This is a genomic window from Sphingomonas qomolangmaensis (genome assembly GCF_024496245.1).
In the GTDB taxonomy this organism is placed as follows: Bacteria; Pseudomonadota; Alphaproteobacteria; order Sphingomonadales; family Sphingomonadaceae; genus Sphingomonas; species Sphingomonas qomolangmaensis.
This window is the reverse complement of the sequence record NZ_CP101740.1, coordinates 1,410,015-1,436,955: the sequence shown is the minus strand read 5'-3', so window position 1 is coordinate 1,436,955 and position 26,941 is coordinate 1,410,015. Positions and strand designations below refer to the sequence as shown.

The 26,941-nt window shown below is 67.1% G+C and carries 25 protein-coding genes; 11 read left to right on the top strand and 14 right to left on the bottom strand.

All coding sequences use genetic code 11. From position 1 onward, the window contains the following. Window positions 1–128 precede the first annotated feature (128 nt). A complete protein-coding gene (locus NMP03_RS06800) occupies window positions 129–1,511 on the top strand; it encodes a helix-turn-helix domain-containing protein (RefSeq protein WP_256507733.1) in 1,383 nt (460 codons plus the stop codon). 155 nt (window positions 1,512–1,666) lie between these two features. Here the strand turns inward: NMP03_RS06800 and NMP03_RS06795 are convergent, their stop codons facing one another. Then, window positions 1,667–1,936, bottom strand: a complete 270-nt coding sequence (locus tag NMP03_RS06795) for a hypothetical protein (protein WP_256507732.1) — start codon at window positions 1,934–1,936, stop codon at window positions 1,667–1,669. Between the two features lie 322 nt (window positions 1,937–2,258). Here NMP03_RS06795 and NMP03_RS06790 point away from each other — a divergent pair, with 322 nt between their 5' ends. Both NMP03_RS06790 and NMP03_RS06785 read left to right on the top strand, forming a co-directional pair. Continuing rightward, a complete protein-coding gene (locus NMP03_RS06790) occupies window positions 2,259–2,837 on the top strand; it encodes a hypothetical protein (protein ID WP_256507731.1) in 579 nt (192 codons plus the stop codon). A gap of 100 nt (window positions 2,838–2,937) precedes the next feature. Continuing rightward, on the top strand, window positions 2,938–3,363 hold the full coding sequence (locus NMP03_RS06785; RefSeq protein ID WP_256507730.1) for a hypothetical protein: 426 nt from the start codon (window positions 2,938–2,940) through the stop codon (window positions 3,361–3,363). A 59-nt stretch (window positions 3,364–3,422) separates the two neighbouring features. Here NMP03_RS06785 and NMP03_RS06780 read toward each other — a convergent pair whose 3' ends face one another. From NMP03_RS06780 to NMP03_RS06765, 4 genes are all read right to left on the bottom strand, one after another. Next, window positions 3,423–4,178 carry an energy transducer TonB gene (locus tag NMP03_RS06780; RefSeq protein WP_256507729.1) on the bottom strand — a complete coding sequence of 252 codons (756 nt, stop codon included), beginning with the start codon at window positions 4,176–4,178 and terminating at the stop codon, window positions 3,423–3,425. A 282-nt stretch (window positions 4,179–4,460) separates the two neighbouring features. Next, entirely contained in the window at window positions 4,461–5,432 is a 972-nt protein-coding gene (locus NMP03_RS06775; protein WP_256507728.1) for an aldo/keto reductase, read from the bottom strand. Then, entirely contained in the window at window positions 5,429–5,635 is a 207-nt protein-coding gene (locus tag NMP03_RS06770; protein WP_256507727.1) for a hypothetical protein, read from the bottom strand. The genes NMP03_RS06775 and NMP03_RS06770 overlap by 4 nt, the downstream gene beginning before the upstream one ends. A 99-nt stretch (window positions 5,636–5,734) precedes the next feature. Beyond that, window positions 5,735–6,046 (bottom strand): hypothetical protein, encoded by a 312-nt coding sequence (locus NMP03_RS06765; RefSeq protein WP_256507726.1) that lies wholly within the window; start codon window positions 6,044–6,046, stop codon window positions 5,735–5,737. 180 nt (window positions 6,047–6,226) lie between these two features. Between NMP03_RS06765 and NMP03_RS06760 the strand changes: the two genes are divergently transcribed. The 4 genes from NMP03_RS06760 (at window position 6,227) to NMP03_RS06745 (ending at window position 12,159) form a co-directional block, all read left to right on the top strand. Further along, a complete protein-coding gene (locus NMP03_RS06760; protein ID WP_256507725.1) occupies window positions 6,227–7,195 on the top strand; it encodes an ArsR/SmtB family transcription factor in 969 nt (322 codons plus the stop codon). After that, on the top strand, window positions 7,192–8,133 hold the full coding sequence (gene metF, locus NMP03_RS06755; protein WP_256507724.1) for a methylenetetrahydrofolate reductase [NAD(P)H]: 942 nt from the start codon (window positions 7,192–7,194) through the stop codon (window positions 8,131–8,133). Before NMP03_RS06760 ends, metF begins: the two co-directional genes overlap by 4 nt. Before the next feature lie 124 nt (window positions 8,134–8,257). Next, window positions 8,258–9,304 carry a homocysteine S-methyltransferase family protein gene (locus NMP03_RS06750; RefSeq protein WP_256507723.1) on the top strand — a complete coding sequence of 349 codons (1,047 nt, stop codon included), beginning with the start codon at window positions 8,258–8,260 and terminating at the stop codon, window positions 9,302–9,304. Window positions 9,305–9,408: 104 nt separating this feature from the next. Next, on the top strand, window positions 9,409–12,159 hold the full coding sequence (locus NMP03_RS06745) for a vitamin B12 dependent-methionine synthase activation domain-containing protein (RefSeq protein WP_256507722.1): 2,751 nt from the start codon (window positions 9,409–9,411) through the stop codon (window positions 12,157–12,159). Window positions 12,160–12,288: 129 nt separating this feature from the next. On the opposite strand, the gene NMP03_RS06740 is transcribed toward NMP03_RS06745, so the two are convergent. Next, a complete protein-coding gene (locus tag NMP03_RS06740; RefSeq protein ID WP_256507721.1) occupies window positions 12,289–13,497 on the bottom strand; it encodes a cation:proton antiporter in 1,209 nt (402 codons plus the stop codon). Window positions 13,498–13,622: 125 nt separating this feature from the next. Between NMP03_RS06740 and NMP03_RS06735 the strand changes: the two genes are divergently transcribed. Next, entirely contained in the window at window positions 13,623–14,675 is a 1,053-nt protein-coding gene (locus NMP03_RS06735; protein WP_256507720.1) for an alanine racemase, read from the top strand. A gap of 51 nt (window positions 14,676–14,726) precedes the next feature. On the opposite strand, the gene NMP03_RS06730 is transcribed toward NMP03_RS06735, so the two are convergent. From NMP03_RS06730 to NMP03_RS06720, 3 genes are all read right to left on the bottom strand, one after another. Further along, window positions 14,727–17,888 (bottom strand): TonB-dependent receptor domain-containing protein, encoded by a 3,162-nt coding sequence (locus tag NMP03_RS06730; RefSeq protein ID WP_256507719.1) that lies wholly within the window; start codon window positions 17,886–17,888, stop codon window positions 14,727–14,729. 162 nt (window positions 17,889–18,050) lie between these two features. Beyond that, window positions 18,051–19,226 (bottom strand): acetyl-CoA C-acetyltransferase, encoded by a 1,176-nt coding sequence (locus tag NMP03_RS06725; RefSeq protein ID WP_256507718.1) that lies wholly within the window; start codon window positions 19,224–19,226, stop codon window positions 18,051–18,053. 26 nt (window positions 19,227–19,252) lie between these two features. Continuing rightward, entirely contained in the window at window positions 19,253–20,320 is a 1,068-nt protein-coding gene (locus NMP03_RS06720; RefSeq protein WP_256507717.1) for an alpha/beta fold hydrolase, read from the bottom strand. A gap of 18 nt (window positions 20,321–20,338) precedes the next feature. Here NMP03_RS06720 and phaR point away from each other — a divergent pair, with 18 nt between their 5' ends. Beyond that, on the top strand, window positions 20,339–20,929 hold the full coding sequence (gene phaR / locus NMP03_RS06715; RefSeq protein ID WP_256507716.1) for a polyhydroxyalkanoate synthesis repressor PhaR: 591 nt from the start codon (window positions 20,339–20,341) through the stop codon (window positions 20,927–20,929). A 7-nt stretch (window positions 20,930–20,936) separates the two neighbouring features. On the opposite strand, the gene NMP03_RS06710 is transcribed toward phaR, so the two are convergent. Further along, the gene (locus tag NMP03_RS06710; protein WP_256507715.1) at window positions 20,937–21,341 is read right to left on the bottom strand and encodes a TlpA family protein disulfide reductase; all 405 of its coding nucleotides are present in this window, start codon (window positions 21,339–21,341) and stop codon (window positions 20,937–20,939) included. 86 nt (window positions 21,342–21,427) lie between these two features. On the opposite strand from NMP03_RS06710, the gene NMP03_RS06705 reads away from it, so the two are divergent. After that, on the top strand, window positions 21,428–23,407 hold the full coding sequence (locus NMP03_RS06705; protein ID WP_256507714.1) for an energy transducer TonB: 1,980 nt from the start codon (window positions 21,428–21,430) through the stop codon (window positions 23,405–23,407). A 19-nt stretch (window positions 23,408–23,426) separates the two neighbouring features. On the opposite strand, the gene NMP03_RS06700 is transcribed toward NMP03_RS06705, so the two are convergent. Then, window positions 23,427–24,233: a class I SAM-dependent methyltransferase gene (locus NMP03_RS06700; RefSeq protein ID WP_256507713.1), complete on the bottom strand. Its 807-nt coding sequence runs from the start codon at window positions 24,231–24,233 to the stop codon at window positions 23,427–23,429. 53 nt (window positions 24,234–24,286) lie between these two features. Here NMP03_RS06700 and NMP03_RS06695 point away from each other — a divergent pair, with 53 nt between their 5' ends. Next, the gene (locus NMP03_RS06695) at window positions 24,287–24,487 is read left to right on the top strand and encodes a hypothetical protein (protein ID WP_256507712.1); all 201 of its coding nucleotides are present in this window, start codon (window positions 24,287–24,289) and stop codon (window positions 24,485–24,487) included. Between the two features lie 7 nt (window positions 24,488–24,494). On the opposite strand, the gene NMP03_RS06690 is transcribed toward NMP03_RS06695, so the two are convergent. From NMP03_RS06690 to NMP03_RS06680, 3 genes are all read right to left on the bottom strand, one after another. Beyond that, window positions 24,495–25,706 (bottom strand): aspartyl protease family protein, encoded by a 1,212-nt coding sequence (locus NMP03_RS06690; RefSeq protein ID WP_256507711.1) that lies wholly within the window; start codon window positions 25,704–25,706, stop codon window positions 24,495–24,497. A 196-nt stretch (window positions 25,707–25,902) separates the two neighbouring features. Continuing rightward, window positions 25,903–26,211 carry a hypothetical protein gene (locus tag NMP03_RS06685; RefSeq protein WP_256507710.1) on the bottom strand — a complete coding sequence of 103 codons (309 nt, stop codon included), beginning with the start codon at window positions 26,209–26,211 and terminating at the stop codon, window positions 25,903–25,905. Between the two features lie 97 nt (window positions 26,212–26,308). Beyond that, complete coding sequence (locus tag NMP03_RS06680) at window positions 26,309–26,749, bottom strand: DUF3597 domain-containing protein (protein WP_256507709.1); 441 nt, start codon at window positions 26,747–26,749, stop codon at window positions 26,309–26,311. Window positions 26,750–26,941 lie beyond the last annotated feature (192 nt).

Here is a 26,941-nt window from a genome sequence, read left to right as displayed (position 1 = left end):
ATTCGCTTCCCCCGCGGGTCGCGCTGTCGCCTGCAGCGCGTTTCCGCCTGTTAGGTTGTAAATACTTGACAGGCGTGAGTCGTTTCGGTCCATCTCCACAATGTGGCACGAATGGAGGCTTGTAGGACATGGCCGAACGCAAGGTGATCGCGGGGCATGCGGTGCGGCGGGTGCGGCGGCAGGCGGGGCTGACGCAGGCGGCGATGGCCGAGGCGCTCGAGATTTCGCCGAGCTACCTCAACCTGATCGAGCGCAACCAGCGGCCGGTGTCGGCGAACCTGCTGGTGCGGCTGGCGCAGCGTTTCGATTTCGACGCGCGCGCGCTGGCGGCGGGCGAGCCGGGGGGCGGCGCGGCGGCGATGCGGCGAAGGCTGGCCGATCCGCTGTTCGCCGATCTCGAGGTCGATCGCAGCGAGGTCGACGAATGGCTGGCCGCCGCGCCGGGCGGGGCCGAGGCGTTCGCGCGGGTGTTCGATCGCGGCGGCGCGGGCAGCGGCACCGCGGCGGACGAAGGCGACACGATCGCGCGCGACGTCCGCCGCGCGATCGAGCGCTGGCGCAACCATTTCGCCGATCTCGACGCCGCCGCCGAACGGCTGGCCGACGAATTGCGGCTGGGCAGCGGCGATCTGGCGCAGGCGATCGCCGAGCGGCTGCGGGTGAAGCATCAATTGTCGGTGCGCATCCTGCCGGTCGAGGTGATGCCCGACATGCTCAAGCGCGTCGACCTGCACGCGCGGCAATTGCAATTGTCCGAAATGCTCGACGCCGCATCGCGCACCTTCGCGATGGCCGAGCGGCTGGCGGTGGAGGCGGGGGCCGAGATCGAGGCGCTGGTGCGCGGTGCCGAGCTTGCCGACCGCACCGCGCAGCGGCTGTTCCGCCGCCACGTCACCGGCTATTTCGCCGCCGCGCTGATGATGCCCTATGCCCGCTTCCTGCGCGCGTGCGAGGGGACGGGCTATGACATCGAGCTGCTGCAGCGGCGCTTCGGCGCGGGGTTCGAGCAGGTGGCGCACCGGCTGACGACGCTCCAGCGCGTGGGCGCGCGCGGGCTGCCCTTCTTCATGCTGCGCGTCGATCGCGCGGGGCAAGTATCGAAACGCTATGCCGGCGCGAGCGCGTCGCCGCTGGTCGAGGGCGGGCTGTGCCCGTTATGGGAATTGTTCGAGACCTTCGGCCGGCCGGGCGACCTGGTGCGCCAACTGGTCGAGACCGAGGACGGTGCGCGCTGGTTCACGCTGGCGCGCACGGTGCAACCCCAGGGCGCGCGGGCCGGCGGGGTGCGCGGACGCTTCGCGATCGGGCTGGGGCTGGCGGCGAGCGAGGCGAGCGCGCTGGCGGCGGCGCGCGGGGTCGATCTGGCGGGCGGCGCGGTGCCGGTGGGGCTTGGCTGCCGCGCCTGCACCCGCACCAACTGCCCGCAACGCAGCGCCCCGCCGGCGGGGCGCGCGCGGATCGTGAGCGATCGCGAGGCGGGGGTTACGCCGTTTGCTTTTGCGGGGGATTGAGGGGGGGCGTGTTGGTGCGCTTGCAAGGCGGAGCGGCGGGGACGGGGTTAGAAATCACGATAGCCCACTATTGCGATCGTCCGGGGCGGACGGAGCAGCGTAATTTGGTGGATTGCGGACAGGCTGCTTTTGGGCATGGTGGCGGCTCTCCGACGTTAGTTGCGCTCGCTGTCCATGACGGACGCAAAATCTGCCACGGCTTCCGGCAGATCATCGAACCACCGCGACACGCCCTCCGTGATGAAATGCTCCGCCTGTTGCCGAGCATGGAAAGCCAGTGTTTCGTCGTCTTGAGGCGCGGTCAGAACCTCCCCGCTGGACACAGCAAACTTGCCGGTCCCCAAGTTCTCATAGCAGACATACCGGATGGCTTTCGATGAACTGACCTGTTCAAAGACGAGTATCTGTCGATGGTAGTCGGCCACGCGGTTTGCTCCTGCTGTACCGACAAGCTGAACGAAGGGCGGCTATCGGGCAACCTACATTGGCATGCGAACGACCGACTGTGGGCGCTTCCCGCCTGACCGCGTTTCCGCCCCTTAGCTGCCGGTCGGCTTTCTGGCGGGTCGAGCCGGTCGCTAGCAACCGAACCTCGCAACCTGGTGGTTGGCGGTCGGACCGGTTTCGGCGAGCAGGGCATTGTAGCTGCCGTTGGCTCATACGTTTAGTGCGGGCCTTGCTGACCGGCCAAATTGCTGGATAGTCGCTACCAGCCCTGAGCTCAGACAATCTAACACGGGAGAGGCTATGGTCGTCGCCATTGTTATCGCGCTGGCAGCAGTAGTGCAGTCGCCGGCGGTTGAAGCGCCTTGCGGTGACGAGGTCCAGATCCTGAATGAAGATCTCGATACGTTCGATCAGGATCCGAGGAAAGGCTGGCGCTCCGTCGTCGCTCGCACGAATTGCCGTGCCAAGGCAGCCGAGCTTTTACGCATCTACCGGGAGATGCTACAGATGCGCCTCGACTCCCTCGCTTGGCATGAAGGACAGGTTCTTGCGGAACTAGGACGTGTTACGGAAGCAATCGCCATTTTTCAGCAGGCTAAACGGCGTGATGTTGTGCTTGACCAACCCCAAGAGGGATGGAACGCCTACGCTGACGCAACTATCGCATTTCTTAGACGAGACCGAATTGCGTTGCAGCAGGCCAGAAAGCGGCTGGCCGCAACTCCCATAGCTACAACGATGGAGCGACAGCCGGACGGAAGTTTTCGGCCAAGCAGTTCTGCCAGCAGACCGCCAAACCTGGACGTTGTTGACGGGCTCATCAAATGCTTCGACCGCTCGTACGCGGAGGCCTACGGCTCCTCTTCGTGCCGCAGTTAGTTGTCTGCCGCACGGTATGAACTGAAACTTGCTACCATAAAGCGAACGGCAGTACGGGCGGATGGAGACGATTTCGATGTTGTCGTTTGTGCTGACCTCCTTGGCCGTTTGGGCCATCCTTATCGCCGCACCGCGAACGCCTGTTGCTGGGTGGCTGCACCGGGCCACGATCGAAGCCCCGGCGCGCTGGCTGGGCGGTATCCAGCGCGGCACGATGATCGTCACCTTCCTGTTGCTGCTGATCGGCGGCGCGATGATGTGGCTGATGCAGAACGAAGGCGCATTGCTGTTCGGCATGGCGATGCCCGAAATTGCCGGGATGATGCTGGCGTTCGATGTGGTCGCTTATGTCGATGCGTTGGTGGTCATCGTCACCGCATCGTCGGCGGTGCGGTTGCGTGCGGTGCGGGGATGGCTGGTGGCGCGGCTGACCGATCGCGGGCGGGCCCGGCGGTCGCGTCGGGGGGTAGAGAGGGCCGCGAACGACGATGATGACGGGCATCGAGGATATGCGCTGGCGGCGTGAGCGGTTTCTCGACTTCGCTCGAAACGAACGGGGATAGTAACGCTACCGTGGCGTCCTGATCAGTAATCGTCATCCTCCACCCGCTCGAAAATCCACTCGTGCTTCTCGACCAGCGTCGAGGGCACCGGGCGGCCGCGGGCGTCGCGTGAGGGGTCGAAGCGGTAGCGGCGGGTGATCAGGCGGCAGGTGGTCTGGTCGAGGATCGCATAGCCGCTCGAGCGGGTGATCTCGCAATCGGCGACGCGGCCGTTGGGGAGGACGGTGTAGGCGATCTCTACCGTGCCGCTGAGCCCCGCCTCGATCGCGGCGCGCGGGAAGTCGTTGTTGCTCATCCGGCCGCTGCGCCAGACCGGCGGGGTCTGCGATCCGCCCGCGCCGTCGCCATCGCCGCGCCCGCCGCTGCCGGTGCCGTCGCCCACCCCGCCCGCGCCGGTGCCGGGACCGACGATCTCGGCGCTGCCGGTCGAGGCGTCGGCGCCGGTGCCGGCCTTGGGCGCGACGATCACCGGGGGCGGGGGGATCGGCAGGCGGATTTCGGGCGGCGGGGCCACCAGCTCGGTGGCGCGCGAGCGGAGGTTGGGGGGCGATGCCTCGCCCTCGGGACGGGTGTCGGCGACGGGGTTGGGCTCGATCCGCGCGGGCGGCGGGGGCGCGGGTTCGGGGGGGATGGTGAAGAGGTTGAGCGTGTCGGCGACGGCGGCGGGGAGGCGCACCTGCAGCCCGTCGATCAGGACCCAGGCCAGCAGCGCGGGGAGCGCCAGCGCGGCCAGCGCTGAGGCGGTTCGGTCGCGGGGGGTGGCTGGGGTGTAGGGCATGGGTTTGGGGATGATAGCGCGGGGTGGGTGAATGGGGGGTTGCGGGGGGCAGGGGAGAAAGCGCTGTACCTTGCACCGTTCGTGCTGAGCTTGTCGAAGCACCGTTCTTTCTTTCAGGCCGGTCCGAAAAAGAAGGGCAGTGCTTCGACAAGCTCAGCACGAACGGGGAGAAGAAGGCCCTCACCCAACCCGCATCGGGTGAACAGCGCCCCGCGCTGTTCAGATCATGCCGGGGGCATGATCGACCCGATGCGCCCGTAAACGGGAGAGGGCTTTTAGGAGTTAGGCTCCGGCTTCGTTTAGGCGATCGAGTTGCGCTTCGTTCAGCTTCAGTTCCCAGCCGTCGATCAGTTCGTCCAACTGCGCCACGCTCGTCGCGCTGGCGATCGGGGCGACGACGCCTTCCTGTGCGGCTAGCCAGGCGAGCGCGATCTGGGCGTGGGTGGCGCCGGTTTCGGTGGCGATCGCATCCATCGTGGTCAGCACTTCCGCGCCCTTGCCTTCGAGCAGCTTGGCCATGCCGCCGCCGCGCACGCTCTGGCCGAGGTCCTGCGCGCTGCGATATTTGCCGGTGAGGAAGCCCGAGGCGAGGCCGTAATAGGGCGCGACGCCGATATTGTGCTCGACGCACAGATTCTGCAGCTCGCCTTCGAACTTGTGGCGGCTGACCAGATTATATTCGGGCTGGAGCACGCGGTAATGCGGCAGGCCCTCTTCGCGCGCGAGATCGAGCGCCGATTTGAGCCGCATCGCGCCGAAATTCGACGCGCCGATCTCGCGCACCAGCCCCGCGTCGATCAGCTTGCCCAACGCTGCGAGCACCTCGGCCTGCGGCACGTCGGGGTCGTCCTGGTGCGCGTAATAGAGGTCGATGCAGTCGACGCCGAGCCGGTCGAGCGAGGCGCGCGCCGCCGCGGCGATGCGCGCGGGGGCGAGGCCGGTGCCGCCTTCGCCGGAGAGCATGCCGACCTTGGTGGCGATCAGGACCTGGTCGCGCTTGCCCGAAGCCTTGAGCCAGCGGCCGATCAGCGCCTCGGATTCGCCGCCCTCGTGGCCGGGCACCCAGGCCGAATAGCCATCGGCGGTGTCGATCATCGTGCCGCCGCGCTCGACGAAGCGATCGAGGATCGCGAAGCTGGTCGCCTCGTCGGCGGTCCAGCCAAAGACGTTGCCGCCCAGGATCATCGGCGGGGTCTGCATGTCGGTTGCGCCGAGCGTCCGGGGATCGTTGGGGGCGGGGCGTCGATCGGTCATGGCGCGGTTCCTTCGTTGGCGACGGCATCGGGGGCGATGGCGCCCAGCGACACGCTGTTGGCGTCGAGCATCTCGGCGGCCTCGTTGAGTTCGCGCGCTTCGTCGGGGCTCACGCCGCCCGGCGCGGTGGCGGCGGGGTCGCCGCAGCCGGCGAGCGCCAGCGACAGCAGCAGCGGCAGCGGCAGGATCGGGCGCATCATCATCCTCGCAAGGCTCGGGGAAGGGGGAACGAAGGGGCAAAACAAAAGGGGCCGCGTCTTCCAACGCGGCCCCCCGTGCAATCGATCCTTTGGCGGATGCGATCAGTTCTGCATGTCCTTGCCGGCTTCCTCGACTTCTTCGCCGGTCTCGCGCGCGGCGTTGTCGGCAGCGGCCTCGGTGCGGTCGCCGGCGTTCTCGATCGACTGGCCGGCCTGGTCGAGGCCGTTCTCGGCGGCGCCGAAGGCTTCTTCGCTGGCGGCTTCGACGTCCGAAGCGGCTTCGCTGGTGGTCGTCTCGACATCGGTGGCGATCGCGTTGGCGGCTTCGCCGGTCTCGTTCTGCGCGTTTTCGCTGCAGGCGGCCAGGCCGAGTGCGGCTGCGGCGACGATCGGCAGCAGGAACAGGTTCTTCATGGGATTTCCCTTTCTTCGAAACAAATACTGGCCCGCTGAAGGGCAAAGCCGGCGCGACGCTATGCGGCTGCGCGCGTTCGTGCAAGGCGAAGCGCGACGAGGCGCGTTGGGTGGCCACGATCGAGCGATGCCCGAACACTTCGATTGACCACATATAAAGATATCTTTATATGTCGCGGCATGGACACCGCCACCGAAACCTTCCGCGCCTTGGCGGACTCGACCCGACTGCGCATCCTTGCGCTGCTGCGGTCGATGGAGTTGTCGGTGGGCGAACTGGCGCAGGTGCTGGGACAAAGCCAGCCGCGCGTCAGCCGGCATGTGAAGATATTGTGCGACGCGGGGCTCGCCGCGCGGCGCAAGGAGGGCAGCTGGGTGTTCGTGGCGCTGGGCGCGGCGCGGCGGGTGCGCCCGGTGCTCGACGCGCTCGACGCCTGGAGCGAGGATTCGCCCGATCATTGGGCGGTCGCCGACAGCGCGCGGCTGGCGGCGGTGCGCGCCGATCGCGCGGCATCGGCGGCCGAATGGTTCGAGGCGAATGCCGGGCAATGGGACGCAATTCGATCGCTCCATGTCGCCGACGGCGAGGTCGAGGCGGCGATGACGCGGCTGCTGGGCGACGGCGCGATCGATCAGCTGATCGATATCGGCACCGGCACCGGGCGGATGCTCGAACTGTTCGGGCCGCGCGCCAGTCGCGCGCTGGGGATCGACCGGTCGTCGGAGATGCTGCGGCTGGCGCGCGCCAAGCTTGCCGAGCGCGGGCTCGACCATGCCGAGCTGCGTCAGGCCGATCTGTACGCGCTGCCGCTGGGCGATGGCGACGCCGATGCCGCGATCCTGCACCATGTGCTCCACTTCGCGCAGCAGCCCGGCGCGGCGATCGTCGAGGCGGGGCGGGTGCTGGCCCCGGGCGGGCGGCTGCTGATCGTCGATTTCGCGCCGCACGAGCGCGAAGAGCTGCGGCTGCGCGATGCGCATGCGCGGCTCGGCTTTTCGGACGAGCAGATATTGGGGTGGTTCGCCACCGCCGGGCTGGCGCCGGTGCAGACCGAGACGCTCGAAGGCGGCGAACTGACGGTGAAACTATGGTTGGCCCGCAAACGCCCCGAAGGGGCCGGGCTGCGTAAATTGGAGGTTGCGGCATGACCCTGTCGGTTGGACAGCTCGAGGAAGCCCGGCGCGCATTGGATGCGCCCTTGTTCGCCGATGTTGCGGGCGATTGCGCGGTGTCGTTCGAATTCTTCCCGCCCAAGAACGAGAAGATGGAAGCGACCTTGTGGCAGTCGGTCGAGACGCTGACGCCGCTCAATCCGCGCTTCGTGTCGGTGACCTATGGCGCGGGCGGCTCGACCCGCGAGCGGACCCACGCGACGGTGGCGCGGATCGCGCGCGAGACGCCGATCCCCGCCGCGGCGCATCTGACCTGCGTCGAGGCGAGCCGCGCCGAGATCGATGCGGTGGCCGAGGAATATTGGGCAGCGGGCGTTCGCCACATCGTCGCGCTGCGCGGCGACATGCCGACGCCGGGCGCGAAGTTCGAGCCGCGGCCCGACGGGTATGAGAATGCCGCGGCTTTAGTCGAGGGACTGCGCCGGCTGCATCCGTTCGAACTGTCGGTCGCCGCCTATCCCGAGGCGCATCCCGATTCGGTCGATCAGGCCGCCGATCTCGACAATCTGAAGCGCAAGCTCGATGCTGGCGCGAGCCAGGCGATCACGCAGTTCTTCTTCGAGGCCGAGACCTTCTTCCGCTTCCGCGATGCCGCGGCAGCGGCGGGGATCAAGGCCGAGCTGGTGCCGGGGATCATGCCGGTGACCAATTTCGCCGCGGTCCAGCGCATGTCGGCGATGTGCGGCACCGATGTGCCGCAATGGATGGGGCGGCTGTTCGAAGGGCTCGATTCGCTCCCCGATGCGCGGCAATTGGTGTCGGCGACGCTGGCGGCGGAGCTTAGCCGCAAGCTGTACGCCGGCGGGGTGCGGCACCTGCACTTCTACACGCTCAACCGCGCCGAATTGAGCTATGCGATCTGCCACCTGCTGGGGCTTCGGCCGCAGCCGGGCGAGGCACGCGTGGCGGCTTGAGTCCCCCTCCCGCTTGCGGGAGGGGTTAGGGGAGGGGCTGTTCCCTCCGATAGTTGTGACGGGGCGATGGGACATTCCCTCCCCCGACCCCTCCCGCAAGCGGGAGGGGGGAAAGAAGAAGATCATGACCCCACGCCAACAATTCCTCGCGCAGGCAGCGCAGCGTATCCTCATCACCGATGGGGCGTTCGGGACCGAGATCCAGAACTGGAAGCTGTCCGAGGCCGATTATGCCGGCACGCTGACGCTCGGCCGCGACCAGAAGGGCAACAACGACATCCTCGCGCTGACCAAGCCCGAAGTGCCCGAATCGATCCACCGCGCCTATTTCGAGGCGGGAGCCGACATCGCCGAGACCAACACCTTCTCGGCCAACCGAATCAGCCAGGCCGATTATGGTGCCGAGGGGCTGGTGCGCGAGATCAATGTCGAGAGCGCGAAGCTGGCGCGGCGGCTGGCCGATGAATTCGCGGCCAAGGATGGCCGCCCGCGCTTCGTCGCGGGCGCGATCGGGCCGACCAACAAGACGCTGTCGCTCAGCCCCGACGTCAATGATCCGGGGTTTCGCGAGATCGACTTCGATTATTTGAAGGACGTGTATCGAGAGCAGATCGATGCGCTGCTCGAAGGCGGGGCCGATTTCATCCTGATCGAGACGGTGTTCGACACGCTCAACGCCAAGGCGGGGATCATGGCGGCGATCGAGGCGGGCAACGACCTGGGGCGCGACGTGCCGATCATGCTGTCGATGACGCTGACCGACCTGTCGGGACGCAATTTGTCGGGGCATACCGTCGAGGCGTTCTGGTGCGCGGTCCGCCATGCGCGGCCGCTGACGATCGGGCTGAATTGCTCGTTCGGCGCCGAGCAGTTGCGGCCGCATGTCCGCACGCTGTCCGACACCGCCGACACGCTGATCATGGTCTATCCCAATGCCGGCCTGCCCAACGAGCTGGGCGAATATGACGAGATGCCGGTGACCACCGCCGGCCTGGTCAAGGAATGGGCCGATGCGGGGCAGGTCAACGTTCTGGGCGGCTGCTGCGGATCGACGCCGGCGCATATCAAGGCGATCGCCGTTGCGGTGACCGGGCTGCCGCCGCGTGCGATGCCGGTGCCGCCGGTGCAGACCAAGCTCGCCGGGTTGGAGCCGTTCGTGATGGCGGCGTAAAGCGCGACCGCCACCCCGGCGAAGGCCGGGGCCCAGAGCCAAGAGCGGCATTGCCGGCGACCCTGGGTCCCGGCTTTCGCCGGGATGACGAACTAGGATTTGCAATGACCACCCCCTCCTCGACCCATTTCGTCAATATCGGCGAACGCACCAACGTGACCGGCTCGGCGCGGTTCAAGAAGCTCGTGATGGCGGACGATTATGCCGCCGCGGTCGAGGTCGCGCGCCAGCAGGTCGAAAGCGGCGCGCAGGTGATCGACGTCAACATGGACGAGGGATTGCTCGACGCGCATTATGCGATGACGACCTTCCTGAAGCTGATCCAGGCCGAGCCCGACATCGCGCGGGTGCCGGTGATGGTCGACAGCTCGAAATGGTCGGTGATCGAGGCGGGGCTGAAGTGCGTTTCGGGCAAGCCGATCGTCAATTCGATCAGCATGAAGGAAGGCGAAGCGCAGTTCCTGGAGCAGGCGCGCAAGTGCATGGCCTATGGCGCGGCGGTGGTGGTGATGGCGTTCGACGAGGTCGGACAGGCCGACACCAAGGAGCGCAAGGTCGAGATTTGCGAGCGCGCGTACAAGCTGTTGATCGGCATCGGCTTTCCGCCCGAAGACATCATCTTCGATCCCAATGTCTTCGCGGTCGCGACGGGGATCGAGGAGCATAATAATTACGGCGTCGATTTCATCGAGGCGTGCCGCGAGATCAAGGCGCGCTGCCCGCATGTCCATATCTCGGGCGGCTTGTCCAATTTGTCCTTCTCGTTCCGTGGTAACGAGCCGGTGCGTAAAGCAATGCACAGCATCTTTCTGTACCACGCGATCCCTGCGGGCATGGACATGGCGATCGTCAATGCCGGCCAGCTCGACATTTACGACCAGATCGATCCCAAGCTGCGAGTGGCGTGCGAGGACGTCATCCTCAACCGCGATCCCGACGCCACCGAGCGGCTGATCGCGCTTGCCGAAACCTTCAAGGGCACCGACGTCGTCGCCGAAAAGGCTGCCGCCGAATGGCGCGGCTGGAGCGTGACCAAGCGGCTGGAACATGCGCTGGTCAAGGGCATCGACCTGCACGTCGTCGAGGATACCGAAGAAGCGCGGTTACAGTTCGCGCGCCCGATCGAGGTGATCGAGGGGCCGTTGATGGACGGCATGAACGTCGTCGGCGACCTGTTCGGCAGCGGCAAGATGTTCCTGCCGCAGGTGGTGAAATCAGCGCGGGTGATGAAGAAGGCGGTGGCGCATCTGCTGCCCTATATCGAGGCGGCCAAGGAGCCCGGCGCCAAGGGCAAGGGCAAGGTCATCATGGCCACGGTGAAGGGCGACGTCCACGACATCGGCAAGAACATCGTCGGCGTGGTGCTCCAGTGCAACGGCTTCGACGTGGTCGATCTTGGCGTGATGGTGCCCTGGTCCAAGATCATCGAGGCGGCGAACGAGAATGATGCCGACATGATCGGGCTGTCGGGGCTGATCACGCCTTCGCTCGACGAGATGGTGACCGTCGCCGAGGAGATGAAGCGCGCTGGCATGACGATGCCGCTGCTGATCGGCGGCGCGACGACGTCGAAGGTGCATACCGCGCTCCGGATCTCGCCTGTCTATGACGGGCCGGTGGTGCATGTGCTCGACGCCAGCCGCGCGGTGGGCGTCGCGACGACGCTGGTGAGCGATACCCAGCGCAACGACTATGTCGCCAAGATCGCCGACGAATATGAAGCGGTGCGGGTCGCGCGCGCGAACAAGGAGCAGAGCGAGCTGATCCCGCTCGAGGCCGCGCGCGCCAACGGCTTCGTCGCCGATTTCACGCTCAAGCCCGGCGCGCCCAAGCAGCCGGGGCTGCATGTGTTCGACGCCTGGGACTTGAGCGATCTGCGCGAGGTGATCGACTGGACCCCGTTCTTCCGGTCATGGGAGCTGGCGGGCAATTTCCCCGCGATCCTCGACGACGAGATCGTGGGGGAGAGTGCGCGGTCGCTGTACGCCGACGCGCAGGCGATGCTCGATACGATCGTCGCGGAGAAATGGCTGACCGCGCGCGGGGTGGTGGGGCTGTGGCCGTGTGTTCGCGATGGCGATGATGTGGTGGTGCAGTCCCCCTCCCGCTTGCGAGTTTCAGGCCGGTCAGGCCCCCAGCCTGACCTGAACGATGCGGGGCATCGTTCACCTGAAACTGGGCTAGGGGAGGGCGTGTCCGAGCACCCCGAACCCGGCATGACAAGCCCTCCCCCGACCCCTCCCGCAAGCGGGAGGGGGGAAGAAGTTCGCTTCCCCTTCTTGCGCCAGCAGATCGCCAAGCGCGAGGGCCGGCCAAACATGTGCCTCGCCGATTTCGTCGACCCCGATGGCGACTGGATCGGCGGGTTCGCGGTCGGCATCCACGGGATCGACGAGCATATCGCGCGCTTCAAGAGCCAGCATGACGATTATCAGGACATCCTGCTGAAGGCGCTCGCCGATCGCTTCGCCGAGGCCTTTGCCGAGCGGCTGCACCAGCATGTACGGCAGCAGCTGTGGGGCTATGCCGAAGGAGAGCAACTGACCACCGAGGCGCTGATCCGCGAGCAATATCGCGGCATTCGCCCGGCGCCGGGCTATCCGGCTTGTCCCGATCATTCGGCCAAGCCGATGCTGTTCGACCTGCTCGAGGCGCCCGCGAACACCGGGCTGACGCTGACCGAGAGCTTCGCGATGTGGCCGACCGCGGCGGTGTCGGGCTTTTACTTCGGGCACCCCGAGGCTTCGTATTTCGGGGTGGCGCGCGTCGGGCGCGACCAGCTCGAGGATTATGCCGGGCGGCGCGGGGTGGATCTGGCGCAGGCCGAACGCTGGCTGCGACCGAATCTGGACTAATCATAATCCTTCCCCGCCAGGGGGAGGGGGACCATGCGCAGCATGGTGGAGGGGGCGGACGCCAGCACGCGGCTCGTGACCTCCGCCTCCACCGCTAAAGCGGTCCCCCTCCCCCGCCAGGGGGAGGATTCATGAGGTTCGCCCCACCAATCCCGCTACCCGCTTCAATCGCGGCGCGACGATCGGCACCGTTAGCATCGTGCTCGCCACCGCCATCAGCAGCAAGGCGGTGAAGGTCTCGTTGGTGATGATCTGCCGATCGAGCAGGATGTTGGCGAAGATGATCATGATCAGCGCCTTGGTCTGGAGCAGCCAGCCGATGATCGATGCCTCGCCCGGTGCCCATTTGAGGATCCGCCCGGCGATGCCGATACCGAGCAGCTTGCCGCCGACCGATGCCGCCAGCAGCAGCCCCGCCGCGCCGAACACCGCGAAGCCGCCGACCCCCCATTGGGTGCGAAGCCCGGTCGAGAGGAAGAACACCGGCATCACGGTGAGCAGGATGGTGGCGCGAAAGCGGTCCATCGCTTCCTCGTCGAACCATTTCGAATCGAGCACCGCGCCCGACAGGAACGCGCCGACCATGTAGTGCAGCCCCGCCCAGTCGGCGGCGAACCCGCAGGCGGCGAGCCAGATCAGGCTGACATACCAACGGTCGGTCTCGGGGATGCGCTGCATCAGCCGGCGGATCGCCCAGGTCGCGACCGCGAAGGCGGCGAGGAAGGCGACTTGCCGGCCGACGCGCTCCCAATCGAGCAGGATCAGCGCCAGCACCCCCCAGATCGCGATGTCGTCGAGGCTGGCATAGCGCAGGATCCGCTGGCCCAGCGGCTGGCGCAGGATGGCGAGCTTGTCCATCAGCAGCACCAGGATCGGCAGCGCGGTGACCGCGCACGCCATGCCGATGCCGAGCACCACCTGCCAGGGCTGGCCGGCGGTGCCAGCCCAGCCGGGGGTCTGCAGCATGACGATCGCGGCGAGGCTGCCGAAGGCGAGCGGCGTGACCAGCGCTAGCCCGGCGGTGATGCCGGTTTCTCGGCGGCTCGCCCAGGCTTGCCCCAGGTCGAGCTCGATCCCGGCGATCCAGACGAAGATCATCACCCCCCACCAGGCGATGCCGTTGAGCGTGGTGATGACCTGCGGGCTGAACACGAAGGCGTAATAATCGGGGAAGGCGGCGCCGAGGACGCCGGGGCCGAGCAGCACCCCGCCGACGATCTGCACCACCACCAGCGGCGCCCAATAATCGAGCCGCCCCAATCGCCAGACCAGATAGGGCACGCTGAAGATCAGCAGCATCGCGATCAGAAAGGTTTCGGTCAGTGTCATCGCGTGCATGCGTATCTCCCCCATAGCGGGCGTAGCGGGGTTTTCGACAGGGAGACAAGAGGGGCAGGCGGGGTGTGGCGCGGGGCCGCGCGGGGGCATTGTCGCGGGCGTGGCAGGTCGGTACGCGATCGGGCATGACAAACGCTTCCGCTCCGCTTCGGCTGAACCTCGATAGTGCCGCGCTGATCGCCAATTGGCGTGTGATGGCCGCGATGAGCGGGGGCGCGGCGTGCGGCGCGGCGGTGAAGGCCGATGGCTATGGGCTGGGCGCGCGCGGGGTGGTCGAGCGGCTGGCGGCGGCGGGGTGCCGCGACTTTTTCGTAGCGACCTGGGCCGAGGCGGCGGCGCTCGCCGATCTCGTCGCCGCGCACGACCTGTCGCTGTCGGTGCTGCACGGGGTGCGGCCCGAGGACATGGGCGCGGCGATCGACAGCCCCGCGCGGCCGGTGCTCAACACGCCGGGCCAGGTCGCGCGCTGGCGCGAGGCCGGCGGCGGGCGGGGGTGCGAGGTGATGGTCGACACGGGCATGCACCGGCTGGGGGTGTCGATCGAGGAGGTCGTTGCCGGGTTGCTCGACGGGTTGGCGATCGAGACGCTGATGAGCCACCTCGCCTGCGCCGACGAGGATTCGCCGATGAACGAGGCCCAGCGCGCGGCGTTCGCCGGGCTCGCGGGGCGCACGAGCGCCCGGCGGATGAGCCTCGCCAATTCGGCGGGGGTGGCGCTGGGGCAGGGCTATGGCTTCGATCTGACCCGACCGGGGATCGCGCTGTATGGCGGCGAGCCGAGTGCGGCGCTGGCGGGGCGGATCGCGCAGGTTGCATTTCCGCAGGCGCAGGTGCTCCAGCGGCGGCGCGTGCCCGCGGGCGGCGCGGTGGGCTACAACGCGATGTGGACCGCGCCGCGCGATACCGAGGTGGCGATCCTGAACTTGGGGTATGCCGACGGCTATCTGCGCGGGTTTTCGGGCACCGGCATGGCGAGCGCGGGCGGCGCGGCGTTGCCGGTGATCGGGCGGGTATCGATGGACCTCACCGCGATCGACGTGTCGGCGGCGCCGGGGCTGGCCGAGGGCGACTGGGTGACGATCGACTATGCGCTGCCGGCGGCGAGCGCGGCGAGCGGGCTGTCGCAATATGAGTTGCTGACGGGGCTGGGCGACCGGTTCGATCGGGTTTGGGCATAAAAAAAGGGGAAGCCCTTCGGCCCCCCCTTTCTGGTAGTCGTTTTTTCAACGTCAGAACTTGATCGAGGCACCAGCGTAGAGGCTGCGACCGAGATTGCCATAAGGCGCATTCGCTTCGGTGCCCAAGAGCCCGAGCGGGGGCAGGGTGTCGAAAATGTTGTCGATACCAACATAGAAGCGGAAGTTCTCGGCTGCCTTTAGCCCGAGTCTAACATTGTGGTAGAACGTTTCGGGATAGTAAACCAACGAGTTGGAATCGGGGTTCAACGCGTCTCGACCATCGAACGCAAAGAACGTTTCGTATAGACCGATCACCTGCTTATCGATGTAGCGCATCTGATAGAACAGATCGAACGACGGCATTTCGAGATTCGCCGAAAGCGACCCTTCCCACCGCGGCTCGCCTAGCTCCGACAGCGTCCGATCGCGGAAATCGGGCCGGGTGACGTCGGTGAAGTTGTTGCGTCGGAACACGTGGCTAACCACCGAACGCAGGCTGAGCGAGCCGGGGCCGACTTCCATGCGATAGTTCAGATCGACATCGATACCGTTGGTCTGGAACTTCGCAAAGTTGAACGGCTGGTTGAAGAACGCAGGACCCGTGCGTGGGATGGTGACCGTAACACCATCGTGGATGATATCCTGCTGGCCGGCGAAGGTGCCGTCGGGATTGCGGAAAACTACCGAGCAGAACGGATTGTCGATGCCGCTTGGGTTGTCATAGCACTGGTTGATGATCGTCTGACCGGTCAGGCCCTGAATCGCCTGCTCGATTTCGATGTTGTAGTAATCGACCGACAGCGTGAAGCCCGGCAGGAAGCTCGGCTGGAACACCGCACCAACGGTGAGGCTGAGGCTTTCCTCGGGATCGAGCAACGGATTGCCGCGGTTGAACCCCGATACGCCCGACGCCGCGCGGTTGCTGAACGGCTCGGTCACGCCATTGAAAGTCTGCGTGGTCGGTACGCCCGCCGCGGCGCAATTTTGAACGCGGTTAGGGTTGTTGTTGATGTTCTGCTGACCGCAAGGATCGGTAAGGCCGTTGGCGAAGGTCTGCGTCTCAGCCGAGAACAGGTTCGACTGGGTCGGTGCGCGGACCGACTTGGCATAGCTGGCGCGAAAACGGATGTCGCGGATCGGAGCGTAGATACCACCGATGTTCCAGGTAAAGGTCTGGCGCTTGTTACCGACATTGTAGCCGGTCAAACGCCCCGCGCCTTCGATGCTCAGCTCGTGTGCGAACGGCATGTTGGCAAGGAGGGGGACGCGAACTTCGCCGAATACTTCCTTCACCTCGAGCGCTGGCGGCGCGAAGTCGGCAATAGCGTTCAGGAAGGTCAGACCCGCTTTGGTGGTCTCGTCATATGACGACGATGCCGTTTCGCGGCGATATTCAGCACCCAGTGCGAAGCCGATCGGCCCGCCGGGCAGGGTGAACAGCTGCCCCAGGTTACCCGAAACGAACGCCGATGCCACAAACTGCTCGGCCAGCTCTTCACGCGAAGAGGTATAGCCGAAATAGTCGAGCGCGGCCTGGGCAGGCTGCCCTTCACCGAACAGATTGACCGGAACGCACGCGGGGTCGTCATTGGTTGTGCTGGCGTCGTTGTTGACCGCGCAGACGATCTGGCCCTGCGTGTTGCGCACCGCATTGATCGACCGTCCATATTCGGCAATCAACACGTTGCCGCGGGTCTCGTAGTAGCTCTCGGTGCGCCCGTAATTCACGGCGACTTCGTAGCGCCAGTCATTGTTGAACGTGCCATCGACGCCGCCGACGATGCGGAAGGTATCGCGTCGGTGATCCTCGCCGCGACCGGCGAAATCGGTATTGAAACGCTGCGCCGTAAACGTCGTCACGCCGGGTGCCAAGATGCCCTGGAGCTGCCCGCGCGCCTGGTCGGTCAGGAACGGGTTGTTGATGCTGAACGTGTTGTTGAAGAAGGTCGGCTGACCTTCCTGCAGCGATTCGACGCGGACGAACTTCGCCTCGATGAAGGGCCGGAAGCCCTGCGACACTTCGAAGCTTGCCAACAGGTTGGCAGCATAGCGATCGATTTGCGGCTGGAGCATGCCGGTCTCCCGCAACGTCGAGCCTTCGCCGCCTACGCAGTTGGTGGAACCCACCGGCCGGAAATCGGTGATGCAGTTGTTGCGGACGAGCGAACCGTCGGGACGGAAGACATAAGTGTAGCCGAACTGCGACAACGGGTTCGACGAACCCGGGTTGGCAAGGCCGCTACAAACCCGACCGCGACGCGCCTGGAAGGCGGCATTGCTTTCGCCGGTCGCAGCCGCAACGGGACAAGCCGCCGTCAAAAGGCCACCCAGCGAAATGTTGGTGTTGCGAACGCCAGTGATGAACGCGTTGTCGGGAACGCCGTTGCCCCCCGCTGCCTCGGGGGTCGAGCGAAGCGGGCCGGCGTTCGGATTAAGGTTCGGACCGGTATTCTCGACCAGCTGGAGCTGGCTGCGACCGCTGTACGCGCCGGTCAGATCGTCACGCTCGGTGAAGAACAGCACGTCGCTGCGCGCGTATTCGAGATTCACCGCGATGTTGCCGCGGTTATCGGCGAAATTCTCACCTGCGGTCACGCTGACGAAATAATTGCCTGCATCACCGCGGTCGGACATGCCGGCCTGGCCACGTACCGCGATCCCGTCGAAGTCGCGGCGGAGCCTGAAATTGACCACGCCGGCAACCGCATCGGGGCCGTAAATGGCCGAGTTGCCGCCGGTGAGGAGATCGATTCCCTCGACCAGATCGGTCGGGATGGTGTTGACGTCGACCGAGTTCGAACCCGGCTGCGCGGTGACATGACGGCGACCGTTGACCAGCACGAGCGTGCGCGCAGTTCCCAGGTTACGAAGATCGAGGATGCTGAGACCGGCGGTGCCGATGAAGCGAGTCGAGTTGCCCGACGTGTAAGTCTGCCCCAGCTGGGGCAAGTTGCTGAGCGCGTTGCCGAGCGAGATGTCGCCGGTGACGATCTCGTCGATCTCGACCGTGGTGATCGGATTGGTCGAATCGAGATTCGGGCGGGTGATGCGCGAACCGGTGATGACGATCGCGTCGCCTTCATCCGCCTGCGCATCATCGGTCGTTTGCACCGCGGCTTCATCCGCCGGCGCGTCCTGCGCCGCCGCCATCATCGGGAAAGTAAGTACCGCGCCAGCGAGTGCCGTGGCGCAAAGGAACTTGGTCGATTTCATTGGATGCCCCCAATTCGTAATGAACTGGGGGTAGTTCACCCCTCCCAAGCGCTACTGACAATACGGGCCAGGCGTCCAAACCAAATTAAGTTTCAATTGTTGCGGGATTGTCACATATGTGTAGCATTATGCTAACACACTGTAACAATCGATACTAGTTGCTCACGCGCGTTCGACGCACATCGCGATCCCCATGCCGCCGCCGATGCACAAGGTCGCCAACCCCTTCTTCGCATCGCGCTTTTGCATCTCGTAGAGCAGCGTCGTCAGCACGCGCGCGCCCGATGCGCCGATCGGGTGGCCGATCGCGATCGCGCCGCCGTTGACGTTCACCCGCTCGGCATCCCAGCCCATGTCCTTGCCGACCGCGAGCGCCTGTGCCGCGAAGGCTTCGTTGGCCTCGATCAGGTCGAGGTCGCCGACGGTCCAGCCGGCCTTTTCGAGCGCGCGGCGGCTTGCGGGCACGGGGCCGATTCCCATGATCGAGGGGTCGACGCCGGCACTGGCGAAGCTCTTGATCGTCGCGAGCGGGGTAATGCCACGGCGCTGCGCTTCCTCGGCGGTCATCAGCACCAGGGCCGCGGCGCCGTCGTTGAGGCCGCTGGCGTTGGCGGCGGTGACGCTGCCGTCCTTCTTGAAGGCGGGGCGGAGCCCGGCGATGCCGTCGATGGTGGCGCCGGCGCGGATATATTCGTCGTCGCTGACGATCGTATCACCCTTGCGGCCCTTGATCGTGACCGGCGCGATCTCGTCCTTGAAGCGGCCGGCGGCGCGGGCGGCCTCGGCGCGGTTCTGCGAGCGGACCGCGAATGCGTCCTGGTCGGCGCGGGTGACCTGATATTGCTCGGCGAGGTTCTCGGCGGTGATGCCCATGTGATAGCCGTTGAACACGTCGGTCAGCCCGTCCTTGATCATCGTGTCTACCAGGCTGGCGTCACCCATCTTGGTGCCCGCGCGCATCGGCAGCGCGTGCGCCGAGAGCGACATGCTTTCCTGGCCGCCCGCGACGACGATCGTGGCGTCGCCATTGGCGATCGCCTGCATGCCGAGCGCGACCGAGCGCAGCCCCGAGCCGCAGACCTGGTTGACGCCCCAGGCGGGGACTTCCTTGGGAACGCCCGCTGCCATCGATGCCTGGCGCGCGGGGTTCTGCCCCTGCGCCGCGGTGAGCACCTGGCCGAAGATCACTTCGGACACGTCCTCGCCCTTGACGCCCGCTTGTTCGAGCGCTGCTTCGATCGCGATGCGGCCCAGTTCGTGCGCCGGGGTGGTGGCGAAGGCGCCGAGGAAGCTGCCGACGGGGGTGCGCTTGGCGGCGGCGATGACGATATCGGGCATGCAGGGCTCTCCTTGGATGTTTGCGCCTATCTAGCGGAGGGTATGGCGGTTAGCCAGTCGGCGAGCGGTTGCCAGAGCTGCGCGCGCGCCGAGGAGCCGACGATCATCCCGACATGCCCCGCCGCCAGGATGCGCGCGTCGGGCAGGCCGATCGCGCTGGCGGCGGGGACGATGCGGTCGTTGGCCGAGACGAACTCGACGAGCGGGGATGCGAGCTTGTGCGGGTCGACCAGCGTATCGCCGATCCGCCAGCGGCGGGTGCCGGGCAGGTCGGCGTCGAACAGGTCGTCGAACATCTGGCGCCCGGCGGCATAGGCGATCGGCGCGCCGTCATTCGCCCAATCCTCGAGCGCGACGAAGCGGCGCGCGGCGTCGCTGTCGGGGGCGATGTCGGCAAAGGCTTCGAACTTGCCGATCGTGCGCGCGGGATCGAGCCGCCAGAAGCCCGATTGCAGCACTTCGATCGGCACCAGGCCGAGCTGGTCGCAGGCGGGTTGTGCGTCGCTCCAGAGACCCGCGATGTCGGCGCGCGCGGCGTTGCCGAAGCCGGCAAAGCGCCAGGGGGCGGCGATGAGCGCGACGCCCGCGACGGGGGTGAGCGCGGCGGCGGCAAGCGCGATCGTCCCGCCGAGGCAATAGCCGACCAGCAGCGGCGGCTCGCCGATGCTGCGCAGCAAGGGCAGCAGCAGCTGCTCGATATGCGAATCGATATCCTGCGCGCGATCGGCGGGGCGGGGCTGGCCCCAATCGACGAGCAGGGGCGCGAACCCCTGGGTGGCGAGCCAGCGAAGCAGCGAGGCGTCGGGCGACAGGTCGAGGATATAGGGCGGGTTGATCAGCGAGGGCACGAACACGACGGGGCGACCGGTCGCGGCATAGCTGCGCAGCGTCGCGCGGCCGGCGGTGGCGACGATTTCGCCCGCTGGCGCGCGCGGTGGGCGCGGCGCGGCCTGATAGGCGCGCAGCCCCGCGAGCGCACGCACACGGCGATCGGGCGCATCCTCGGTCTGGTTCCTGAGCATTTCCAGAAACAAAGGCAGCGGTCGCGGCGCTTGTTGCGGTGCAGTATCGAACGGTGTTACGGTTGCGTCCATCACTTGCGAGGGTCGTCCATGAAGAAGTCAACGCCAGACGGTGGGCCCGTCATCGTCAAGAAGTACGCCAACCGTCGTCTCTACAATACCGAGACATCGTCTTACATAACGCTCGAACATCTCGCGGTGATGACTCGCGAAGGCCGCGACTTCAAGGTCGTCGACGCGCGAAGCGACGAGGATATCACGCATAATGTGCTGACCCAGATCATCATGGAGGAAGAATCGCGCGGCGGGCAGACGATGCTGCCGGTGAGCTTCCTGCGCCAGCTGATCAGCCTGTATGGCGACAGCATGCAGGCGATGGTGCCGGGCTATCTCGAAGCGTCGATGGACAGCTTCAGCCGCAACCAGGAACAGTTCAAATCGGCGGTCGAGGGGGCGTTCGCGCATTCGCCCTTCGCCGAGATCGCCAAGCGCAACATGGAAATGTTCGAGGCGGCGACCGCCGCGTTCAAGAGCGCCGGCGTGGTGCCCGGGGCGGCGCCGGTCGCGGCGGGTGCTGCTGCAGCGCCGGCGGCAACGGCTAGCGCGAGCAAGGACGACGAGATCGCCGCGCTGAAATCGCAGCTGTCGGCATTGCAGGCCAAGGTCGACAAGCTGGCCTGACGCGCGGCTAGCGTCCGCCGGTCGCGCAGCTTCGCTGCAGCCGGCGGGCGCGCTCGGCGGTGAGGCCCTGGTTGCTCGTTGCGCAGGGTTCGCCGCGTTGATCGGTCAATACCGCATAGGGCAGCCCGACCGCGCGCTGCATCAGGCGCCGGCGTAGCTCGCGCCGGGCCGGGGTGTCGATCGGCCAGCGGCGATCGGGCGCGATGTTGCGCAGCATCGTCCGCGTCGCGCGGGTGTCGTCATAGGCGACGACCAAGGTGCGCGCAGGGCGCGCGGCCGCGGCGATCGCGTCGAACTCGCGAAGCTCGCGGTGGCATGGCGCGCACCAGGATGCGACGAACAGCAGCAAAGTGTCGGGCGGGGCGGTCTCCTGCGCGGCGACAGGCACCGATGCGAGCGCAAAAGCAGCCATAACGACTGGTCGCAACCGCGATCGAATCCCCCTCGACGGTGACATGGTGGCCGGCATAGGTTCCTGCAAAAGCTGGGGAATCGGACATGACGAATACCGCACTCGTTTCGTCGATGGCAATCGCCATCGCTAGCGTCATGGCCGGCGGTGCGGCGGCGCAGGAGGCAGCGCCCAAACCGATGACCGCGCAGGCGCGCTTCGACGCCGCCACCGCTGCCAGCGAGGCGGGCAAATGCGCCGAGGCGGTGGCGCAGTTCGAATCGATCGAGCAACTGCCGGTCGCGCGCCGCGAGGGCTTCCTCAAATCGGCGATCGCGGTGCGCAAGGGACGCTGTCTCGCCCGGCTGGGGCGCGGCGACGAGGCCGAGGGTTTGATCCGGCAAGGGCTGCCGGCGATGGCAGCGGCGGGCGGCAGTTTCGACGCTGAACGCCAGCAGGCGCACCTGACGCTGGCGGGGCTGGCCCGGGCGCGGCTCGATTACGATGCGGCGATCCTCGATGCCGAGGCGGCGCTGGCGCGGTCGCAAGGGGTAGGGCGGCTGAGCCCGTTGCTGATGCTTACGACCCTCACCCGCTTCGACGGGGGCGGCGCGGCGATCGGCTATGCCAAGGAAGCGTTGGCGCTCGCACAGACGGGCAATGCCGACAAGAAGGTGCTGGCACAGATCCAGACGCAGCAAGCCCGAGCGATGCTGAACCAGGGACAAGCCGCGGCCGCCTATCCGTTGCTGAAGGAGGCACTCGCGAACCAGGGCGGGTTGACGATGCAGGTGGGGCTGGCCGAGGTCGCGACCCGCGCCGATCTGGCGGTGGCAGCGTCGCTGCTAGGCAAGAAGGAGGAAGCCGGCAAGTACCTGGCCTATACGGGTGCCGGGCGGATTGCCGATGCACCGTTCCGCAGTGCGGCTTCGATGGATGCGCCTTTTTGCGGCGAAACCACCGGCTTGAAGCCCGAAGATGTCGGGGTCGTCGAGTTCGCGATCGGCGAAGATGGTTCGGTTCTGGGTGTCGAGCCGATCTACGCTACCGGCGGCCGGGCGGGTGCGCTGGCATTTGCCGAGGCGGTGACCCAGTGGTCTTGGGCGCCCGAGCAGATCAAGGAAGTCCCCCTCTTCTACCGGGCGGCGACGCGGATCGAGATGCGATGCACCACCGGCGCCGACGACGGCGGATCGGTCATGGAGCCGCTCGATGACGCAGTCGCGGCCTGGCTCGACGGAAAGGTGGCAGCTGGGGTCGATCCTCAAGTAGCCGCAGCTCGGCAATTGCCGTTGTGGCGGGCAGCGCTCGCGAACGCGCGCGCTGCCGGCGACCAAGCCGGCGAGTTCGGCGCGAGCTGGTGGCTGGCAACGTCGCAACTCGTCGAGGAAAAGGAGCGCCAAGCGCATCTTGCGCGCGCGGCGGCGCTGGCAGCGGCGATGCAAGCGCCGGCGTCGGTGCGAGGGCGGCTCGCGCTTGAGGCACCCGAGGGGGCGGCGAAGGGGCCTGGAAGCTGGCGGCGGCAGCGACGCGCGCTGCTCGCCGAGCCGCGCCTTGCCGCCGATCCGCTGACGGCAGCGACGCTGCGGTTGCAGATTGCCGCGCCCGGCTATGGCTCGCGCGAGCCCGAGGATGCGGAGGCATTGCTCGATGCCGTCATCGAGGAGCCAGCGTTGCCGGCGCAACACCCGCTCAAGATCGCCGCGTTGCTGCGGCGCGCTAACTTATCGGCCAAGGCTGGTGATCTCGTCACCGCACAGGCGCAGTTCCAGCAGACCGGGCTGACCGAACAGCAATGCGCGCTGATCGGGGTCAAACCGGCGCTACGTGACAGCGGCATGAGTCCCTCGGACTATCCGGTGCTGGCACGGAAAATGGGCTTCGAAGGGTGGGTAAGCCTCGAGTTCGATGTCGCCGCCGACGGATCGACGGTGCGCCCGCGCGCCTTGTTCGCCTATCCGCCCTTCACCTTTGGCGACACAGCGGTGGCGGGCGCCAAGGACTTCAAGTTCGAAACCAGCTACCGGCCCAGCGGCGGCACCGCCTGTGCCGCCAACCGCCAGGGAATCGCGTTCGCCCTGCAATGAGGGCGAACGCGACGGTCGATCACGCCGGCTTGCGGAACTTGATCGTCATGCGGTCGCTTTCGCCGATCGCTTCGTATTTCGCGCGGTCGACGTCCTTCAGGCGCAGCGAGGGCGGCAGCGTCCATACGCCCTCGGGCCAGTCGGCGGTGTCCTTGGGGTTGGCGTTCACCTCGGACTGGCCGGCGACCTCGAAGCCCGCCTTCTTGGCGAAGCCGATGACGCTGCTGGTCTTCATATAGCCGCTCTTTTCCTCGAGCGCCGAATCGCGCGCCTCGGGCAGGCGGTGCTCGACCACGCCGAGCGTGCCGCCGGGCTTGAGCATCGCGAACGCCGCGTTGAAGGCGGTCTGTGCGGCATCGGCACCGCCGAAGCGCCAGTTATGGACGTTGCGGAAGGTGAGCACGACGTCGGCGCTGCCCGCGGGGACCGTAGGCTCGCCCGGCTTGGCGGGGAAGGCGGCGACCTTGACCTTGCCATAGGTCGCGGCGTCCTTGGCGATCAGCGTCTGCAGGCCCTTCACGCCATTGGGCATCGGCGCGGCGGCATAATAGGTGCCGCGCGCGCTCAGATACGGCGCGAGGATTTCGGTGTACCAGCCGCCGCCGGGATACAGCTCGACCACGGTGTCGGTGGGGAGGACGCCGAAAAAGGCGAGCGTCTCGGCGGGGTGGCGATAGCGATCGCGCAGCTTGTTCGCCGGCGTGCGCGTGGAGCCGTCGACCGCCGCCTTGAGCGCGGCAGGTGCGGTTTGCGGCGCGCCGATCGCGACGCTGGTGACGGCGGCGACGGTGGTCGCGAGGGCGATGGCGGCAAGGGACTGGCGCATGACGATTCCTTCGGCGATGGGGTAGGGCACAGGATTAAGCGGGTAACGAAACGATGCAAGCGTGGTTTTGGACACACAAGGCATGGGCCGCGGTCGCGGCGTTGCTCGCGGTGGCGGTATGGGCCGGGGTCGCCGAGCATCGTCGCACGCGGCGTGCCGATTGGGACCGGGTGGGCATGGTCTATTGGCCGAGCGTGCAGATGTTCGCGCTGATCGGCGCGTTCATCGGCGCGCTGCTGGCGATCCGCGGCTGACGCCTGTTCAATAGAATTGGCGCAGCGTCAGCCGGCGCTGGGTGCCGTTGCACAGCCCCAGCTCGACGGTGCGGCCGGGAGTCCCCGCCGACCAGCCGGTGTCGACGCTGCCGCCGGCATTGATCGGCGGGATCGGCGCGCCATCGACGGTGCAAATCTGGTCGCCCGCGCGCCAGCCGGTCGCCGCGGCAGGGCCGCCGCGCATCACGTGGAGCACGCGCAGCCGGCCATTGTCGTAGCCGATCAGCAGGCCGCTGGTCGACCGCACCGGCTGCTGATCGACCGCCTTGCCCGGCGCGGTGACCATCCGCCCCGCGCGCGGATCGAGCAGCACGCGATAGCGCTGCAGCAGCCCAGATCCGATCCGCCCCGACGTTCGGGTGAGGTCTGAAAAGCCGCCCTTGCCCTCGATGCGCACCTCGACATTGCTGAGCGGCTGGGTGCCCAGGCGGGCGCTGGGGAGGATCGCCAGCTCGGTTTCGATCTGGCCGCCAAGGCCGAAGGCGACCGCGGTGGTGACCGCTTGCGGGTTGGCGCCCGACAGCGCCCAGGCGGCGCGCGACAGCGTCAGCGACGAGCCGTCGCCGGTGTCGACGATCAGCGGGCGCAGCGTTTTGTCGCCGATCGTGACCTCGCTGATGAATACCTTCGAGCGTGGGCCGACCGACAGCGGCGCGGTCGCGCCCTGGAAGGGGAGGCGGCCGCTGGGGAGCAGGCGGAAGCGGCTGGCGTCGAAATCGATGTCGAGCGCGCAGCACGACAATATGTCGCTGCCGACGAGGATCTCGACGGGTTCGGCGCTGCCGGTGGCAACCGCCTTGAGATCGACGACCGCGAACCGCCCGCCGCTGCGCTGGAGCCCGCCGAAGCCTAGGGTGCGCGTGGCGACCCAGCTGATCGGCACCGCGCCGCCGATCGCCTCGGCGCGCACCGCGGGTGCGCGTGCGACCTCGAGCCGCGCAGCGCTGACGAAACGCTGCGACGCGACGCTGAAGCTGACCCCGGTATCGAGGATCGCCGCGGCGGGGCTGCCGTTGACCAGCATCGTGAAGCGAAGCTGGTTGCCGGGGGTGAGGGTGAAATCGACCCAGCGCGCCTCGCTGTCGGCGGTGAGCGAGACGCCGGCCACGGGGGTGGGGAGCATCGCGGGGAGCGATTGGGCGGGGGCCGCTGAAGCGGCGAAAAGCAGCGGCAGCGACGCCAGCCATGGGTGGTGCATGGCCGGGTGGTAGCGCGGGGGTGCGGCGAAGCGAAGCGGAATCGGGTTGGGGGGTGTGAAGCCCCTTTCGTCCTGAGTAGCCGCTGAGCTTGTCGAAGCGGCGTATCGAAGGACCGGGTCGCTTGGGGCAATGTCCTTCGACACGGGTCTTCGCCTTCGCTCAGCCCCTACTCAGCACGAACGGGTGGCGCAGGACCTACGCCCCGCTTCGAACCCCGCCGCGATCGGCAACGATGCTCGGCGACGGCCCGGTCGCCGGGCGAAGCGATTCGCGTTCGCCTGCCGATACCGGTGCGGTTGGGTCGGGGCGGAAGGCCACCGGTGCGCGCGTGCTGCCGTCAGGGCGCGGCGCGTCGAGGGAAAGATCGGGTGCGGCGTGCTCGGGTGAGGCGGCGCTGCGGTTACGCAGCCAAAAGCCCGCGGCGACCGCGCCGATGCCGGCGACCAGCGCGCCGACCGCGGCGAGCGAGAGGGTCTTCCGGGGCGAAGGGGTCTGGCGGGTCATGAGCGATGCTTTCCGAAAATCTGCATAGGGAGCGGGCTAAACCGCCGGGGGCCGCCCGCGTTCCCTGGGGCAAGCCGAGGAACGCGGGCGGCGGGGGTCAGGCGGCGGTGTCGGCGCCCAATTGCTTCATCACCGCGGCGTGGAGCCAGATGTTCATTTCGGCCGAGCCGTCCTTTGCGCCGGTATAGCCGAGCTCGGTCGCGAGCTCCTTGCGGTTGTCGAGGCTCGAATCGAGGTCGAGCAGCTTCATCAGGTCGACGATCGAGGTCCGCCAGTTGAGGTCGGGATTGCCCTTGAATTCGGCGAGCTCGACCAAGCGTTGTTCGGCCGATTGCGCGACCGGGGCGGCCGCGGGTGCTGCGGGGGCGGGTTGGGCGGGGGCAGGAACCGGCGCGGGGCGCGTTGCCTGCGCGGTGGGCGCAGGGGCTGCCTGCGGCGCCGCCTGCGGCTCAGGCTTGCGACCACCGATATAGCCGCCGCCCGTCGGGCCGCCATTGGTGCCGAAGATCGCGTCCTTGATCTTGCCGAAAATGCTCATGCGCCTGCTCCTGATGTTGTTCGGGGGCTGAACGCGCGGGCACGAACATGGTGCCCGCGTAATGATTATTCGGGCATCGGCATCGCCGAGGCGCGCCCGTGGGCCGGTCCGAGTGATCTACGCGCCAATTTATCCAAGTCTGCCACACCGAGGGGGGCGTAAAGAAGAACGGCACTTCGACAAGCTCAGTGC

What these genes read in the sequence shown, in the direction of transcription:
- NMP03_RS06735 (WP_256507720.1), top strand. Translation starts at nt 13,623, where the DNA reads ATGACAAACGCTTCCGCTCCGCTTCGGCTGAACCTCGATAGTGCCGCG.
- NMP03_RS06745 (WP_256507722.1), top strand. Translation starts at nt 9,409, where the DNA reads ATGACCACCCCCTCCTCGACCCATTTCGTCAATATCGGCGAACGCACC.
- NMP03_RS06690 (WP_256507711.1), bottom strand. Translation starts at nt 25,706, where the DNA reads ATGCACCACCCATGGCTGGCGTCGCTGCCGCTGCTTTTCGCCGCTTCA.
- phaR (WP_256507716.1), top strand. Translation starts at nt 20,339, where the DNA reads ATGAAGAAGTCAACGCCAGACGGTGGGCCCGTCATCGTCAAGAAGTAC.
- NMP03_RS06680 (WP_256507709.1), bottom strand. Translation starts at nt 26,749, where the DNA reads ATGAGCATTTTCGGCAAGATCAAGGACGCGATCTTCGGCACCAATGGC.
- NMP03_RS06720 (WP_256507717.1), bottom strand. Translation starts at nt 20,320, where the DNA reads ATGGACGCAACCGTAACACCGTTCGATACTGCACCGCAACAAGCGCCG.
- NMP03_RS06705 (WP_256507714.1), top strand. Translation starts at nt 21,428, where the DNA reads ATGACGAATACCGCACTCGTTTCGTCGATGGCAATCGCCATCGCTAGC.
- NMP03_RS06750 (WP_256507723.1), top strand. Translation starts at nt 8,258, where the DNA reads ATGACCCCACGCCAACAATTCCTCGCGCAGGCAGCGCAGCGTATCCTC.
- NMP03_RS06695 (WP_256507712.1), top strand. Translation starts at nt 24,287, where the DNA reads ATGCAAGCGTGGTTTTGGACACACAAGGCATGGGCCGCGGTCGCGGCG.
- NMP03_RS06700 (WP_256507713.1), bottom strand. Translation starts at nt 24,233, where the DNA reads ATGCGCCAGTCCCTTGCCGCCATCGCCCTCGCGACCACCGTCGCCGCC.
- NMP03_RS06685 (WP_256507710.1), bottom strand. Translation starts at nt 26,211, where the DNA reads ATGACCCGCCAGACCCCTTCGCCCCGGAAGACCCTCTCGCTCGCCGCG.
- NMP03_RS06740 (WP_256507721.1), bottom strand. Translation starts at nt 13,497, where the DNA reads ATGCACGCGATGACACTGACCGAAACCTTTCTGATCGCGATGCTGCTG.
- NMP03_RS06775 (WP_256507728.1), bottom strand. Translation starts at nt 5,432, where the DNA reads ATGACCGATCGACGCCCCGCCCCCAACGATCCCCGGACGCTCGGCGCA.
- NMP03_RS06765 (WP_256507726.1), bottom strand. Translation starts at nt 6,046, where the DNA reads ATGAAGAACCTGTTCCTGCTGCCGATCGTCGCCGCAGCCGCACTCGGC.
- NMP03_RS06710 (WP_256507715.1), bottom strand. Translation starts at nt 21,341, where the DNA reads ATGGCTGCTTTTGCGCTCGCATCGGTGCCTGTCGCCGCGCAGGAGACC.
- NMP03_RS06770 (WP_256507727.1), bottom strand. Translation starts at nt 5,635, where the DNA reads ATGATGATGCGCCCGATCCTGCCGCTGCCGCTGCTGCTGTCGCTGGCG.
- NMP03_RS06760 (WP_256507725.1), top strand. Translation starts at nt 6,227, where the DNA reads ATGGACACCGCCACCGAAACCTTCCGCGCCTTGGCGGACTCGACCCGA.
- NMP03_RS06790 (WP_256507731.1), top strand. Translation starts at nt 2,259, where the DNA reads ATGGTCGTCGCCATTGTTATCGCGCTGGCAGCAGTAGTGCAGTCGCCG.
- NMP03_RS06725 (WP_256507718.1), bottom strand. Translation starts at nt 19,226, where the DNA reads ATGCCCGATATCGTCATCGCCGCCGCCAAGCGCACCCCCGTCGGCAGC.
- NMP03_RS06780 (WP_256507729.1), bottom strand. Translation starts at nt 4,178, where the DNA reads ATGCCCTACACCCCAGCCACCCCCCGCGACCGAACCGCCTCAGCGCTG.
- NMP03_RS06800 (WP_256507733.1), top strand. Translation starts at nt 129, where the DNA reads ATGGCCGAACGCAAGGTGATCGCGGGGCATGCGGTGCGGCGGGTGCGG.
- NMP03_RS06730 (WP_256507719.1), bottom strand. Translation starts at nt 17,888, where the DNA reads ATGAAATCGACCAAGTTCCTTTGCGCCACGGCACTCGCTGGCGCGGTA.
- metF (WP_256507724.1), top strand. Translation starts at nt 7,192, where the DNA reads ATGACCCTGTCGGTTGGACAGCTCGAGGAAGCCCGGCGCGCATTGGAT.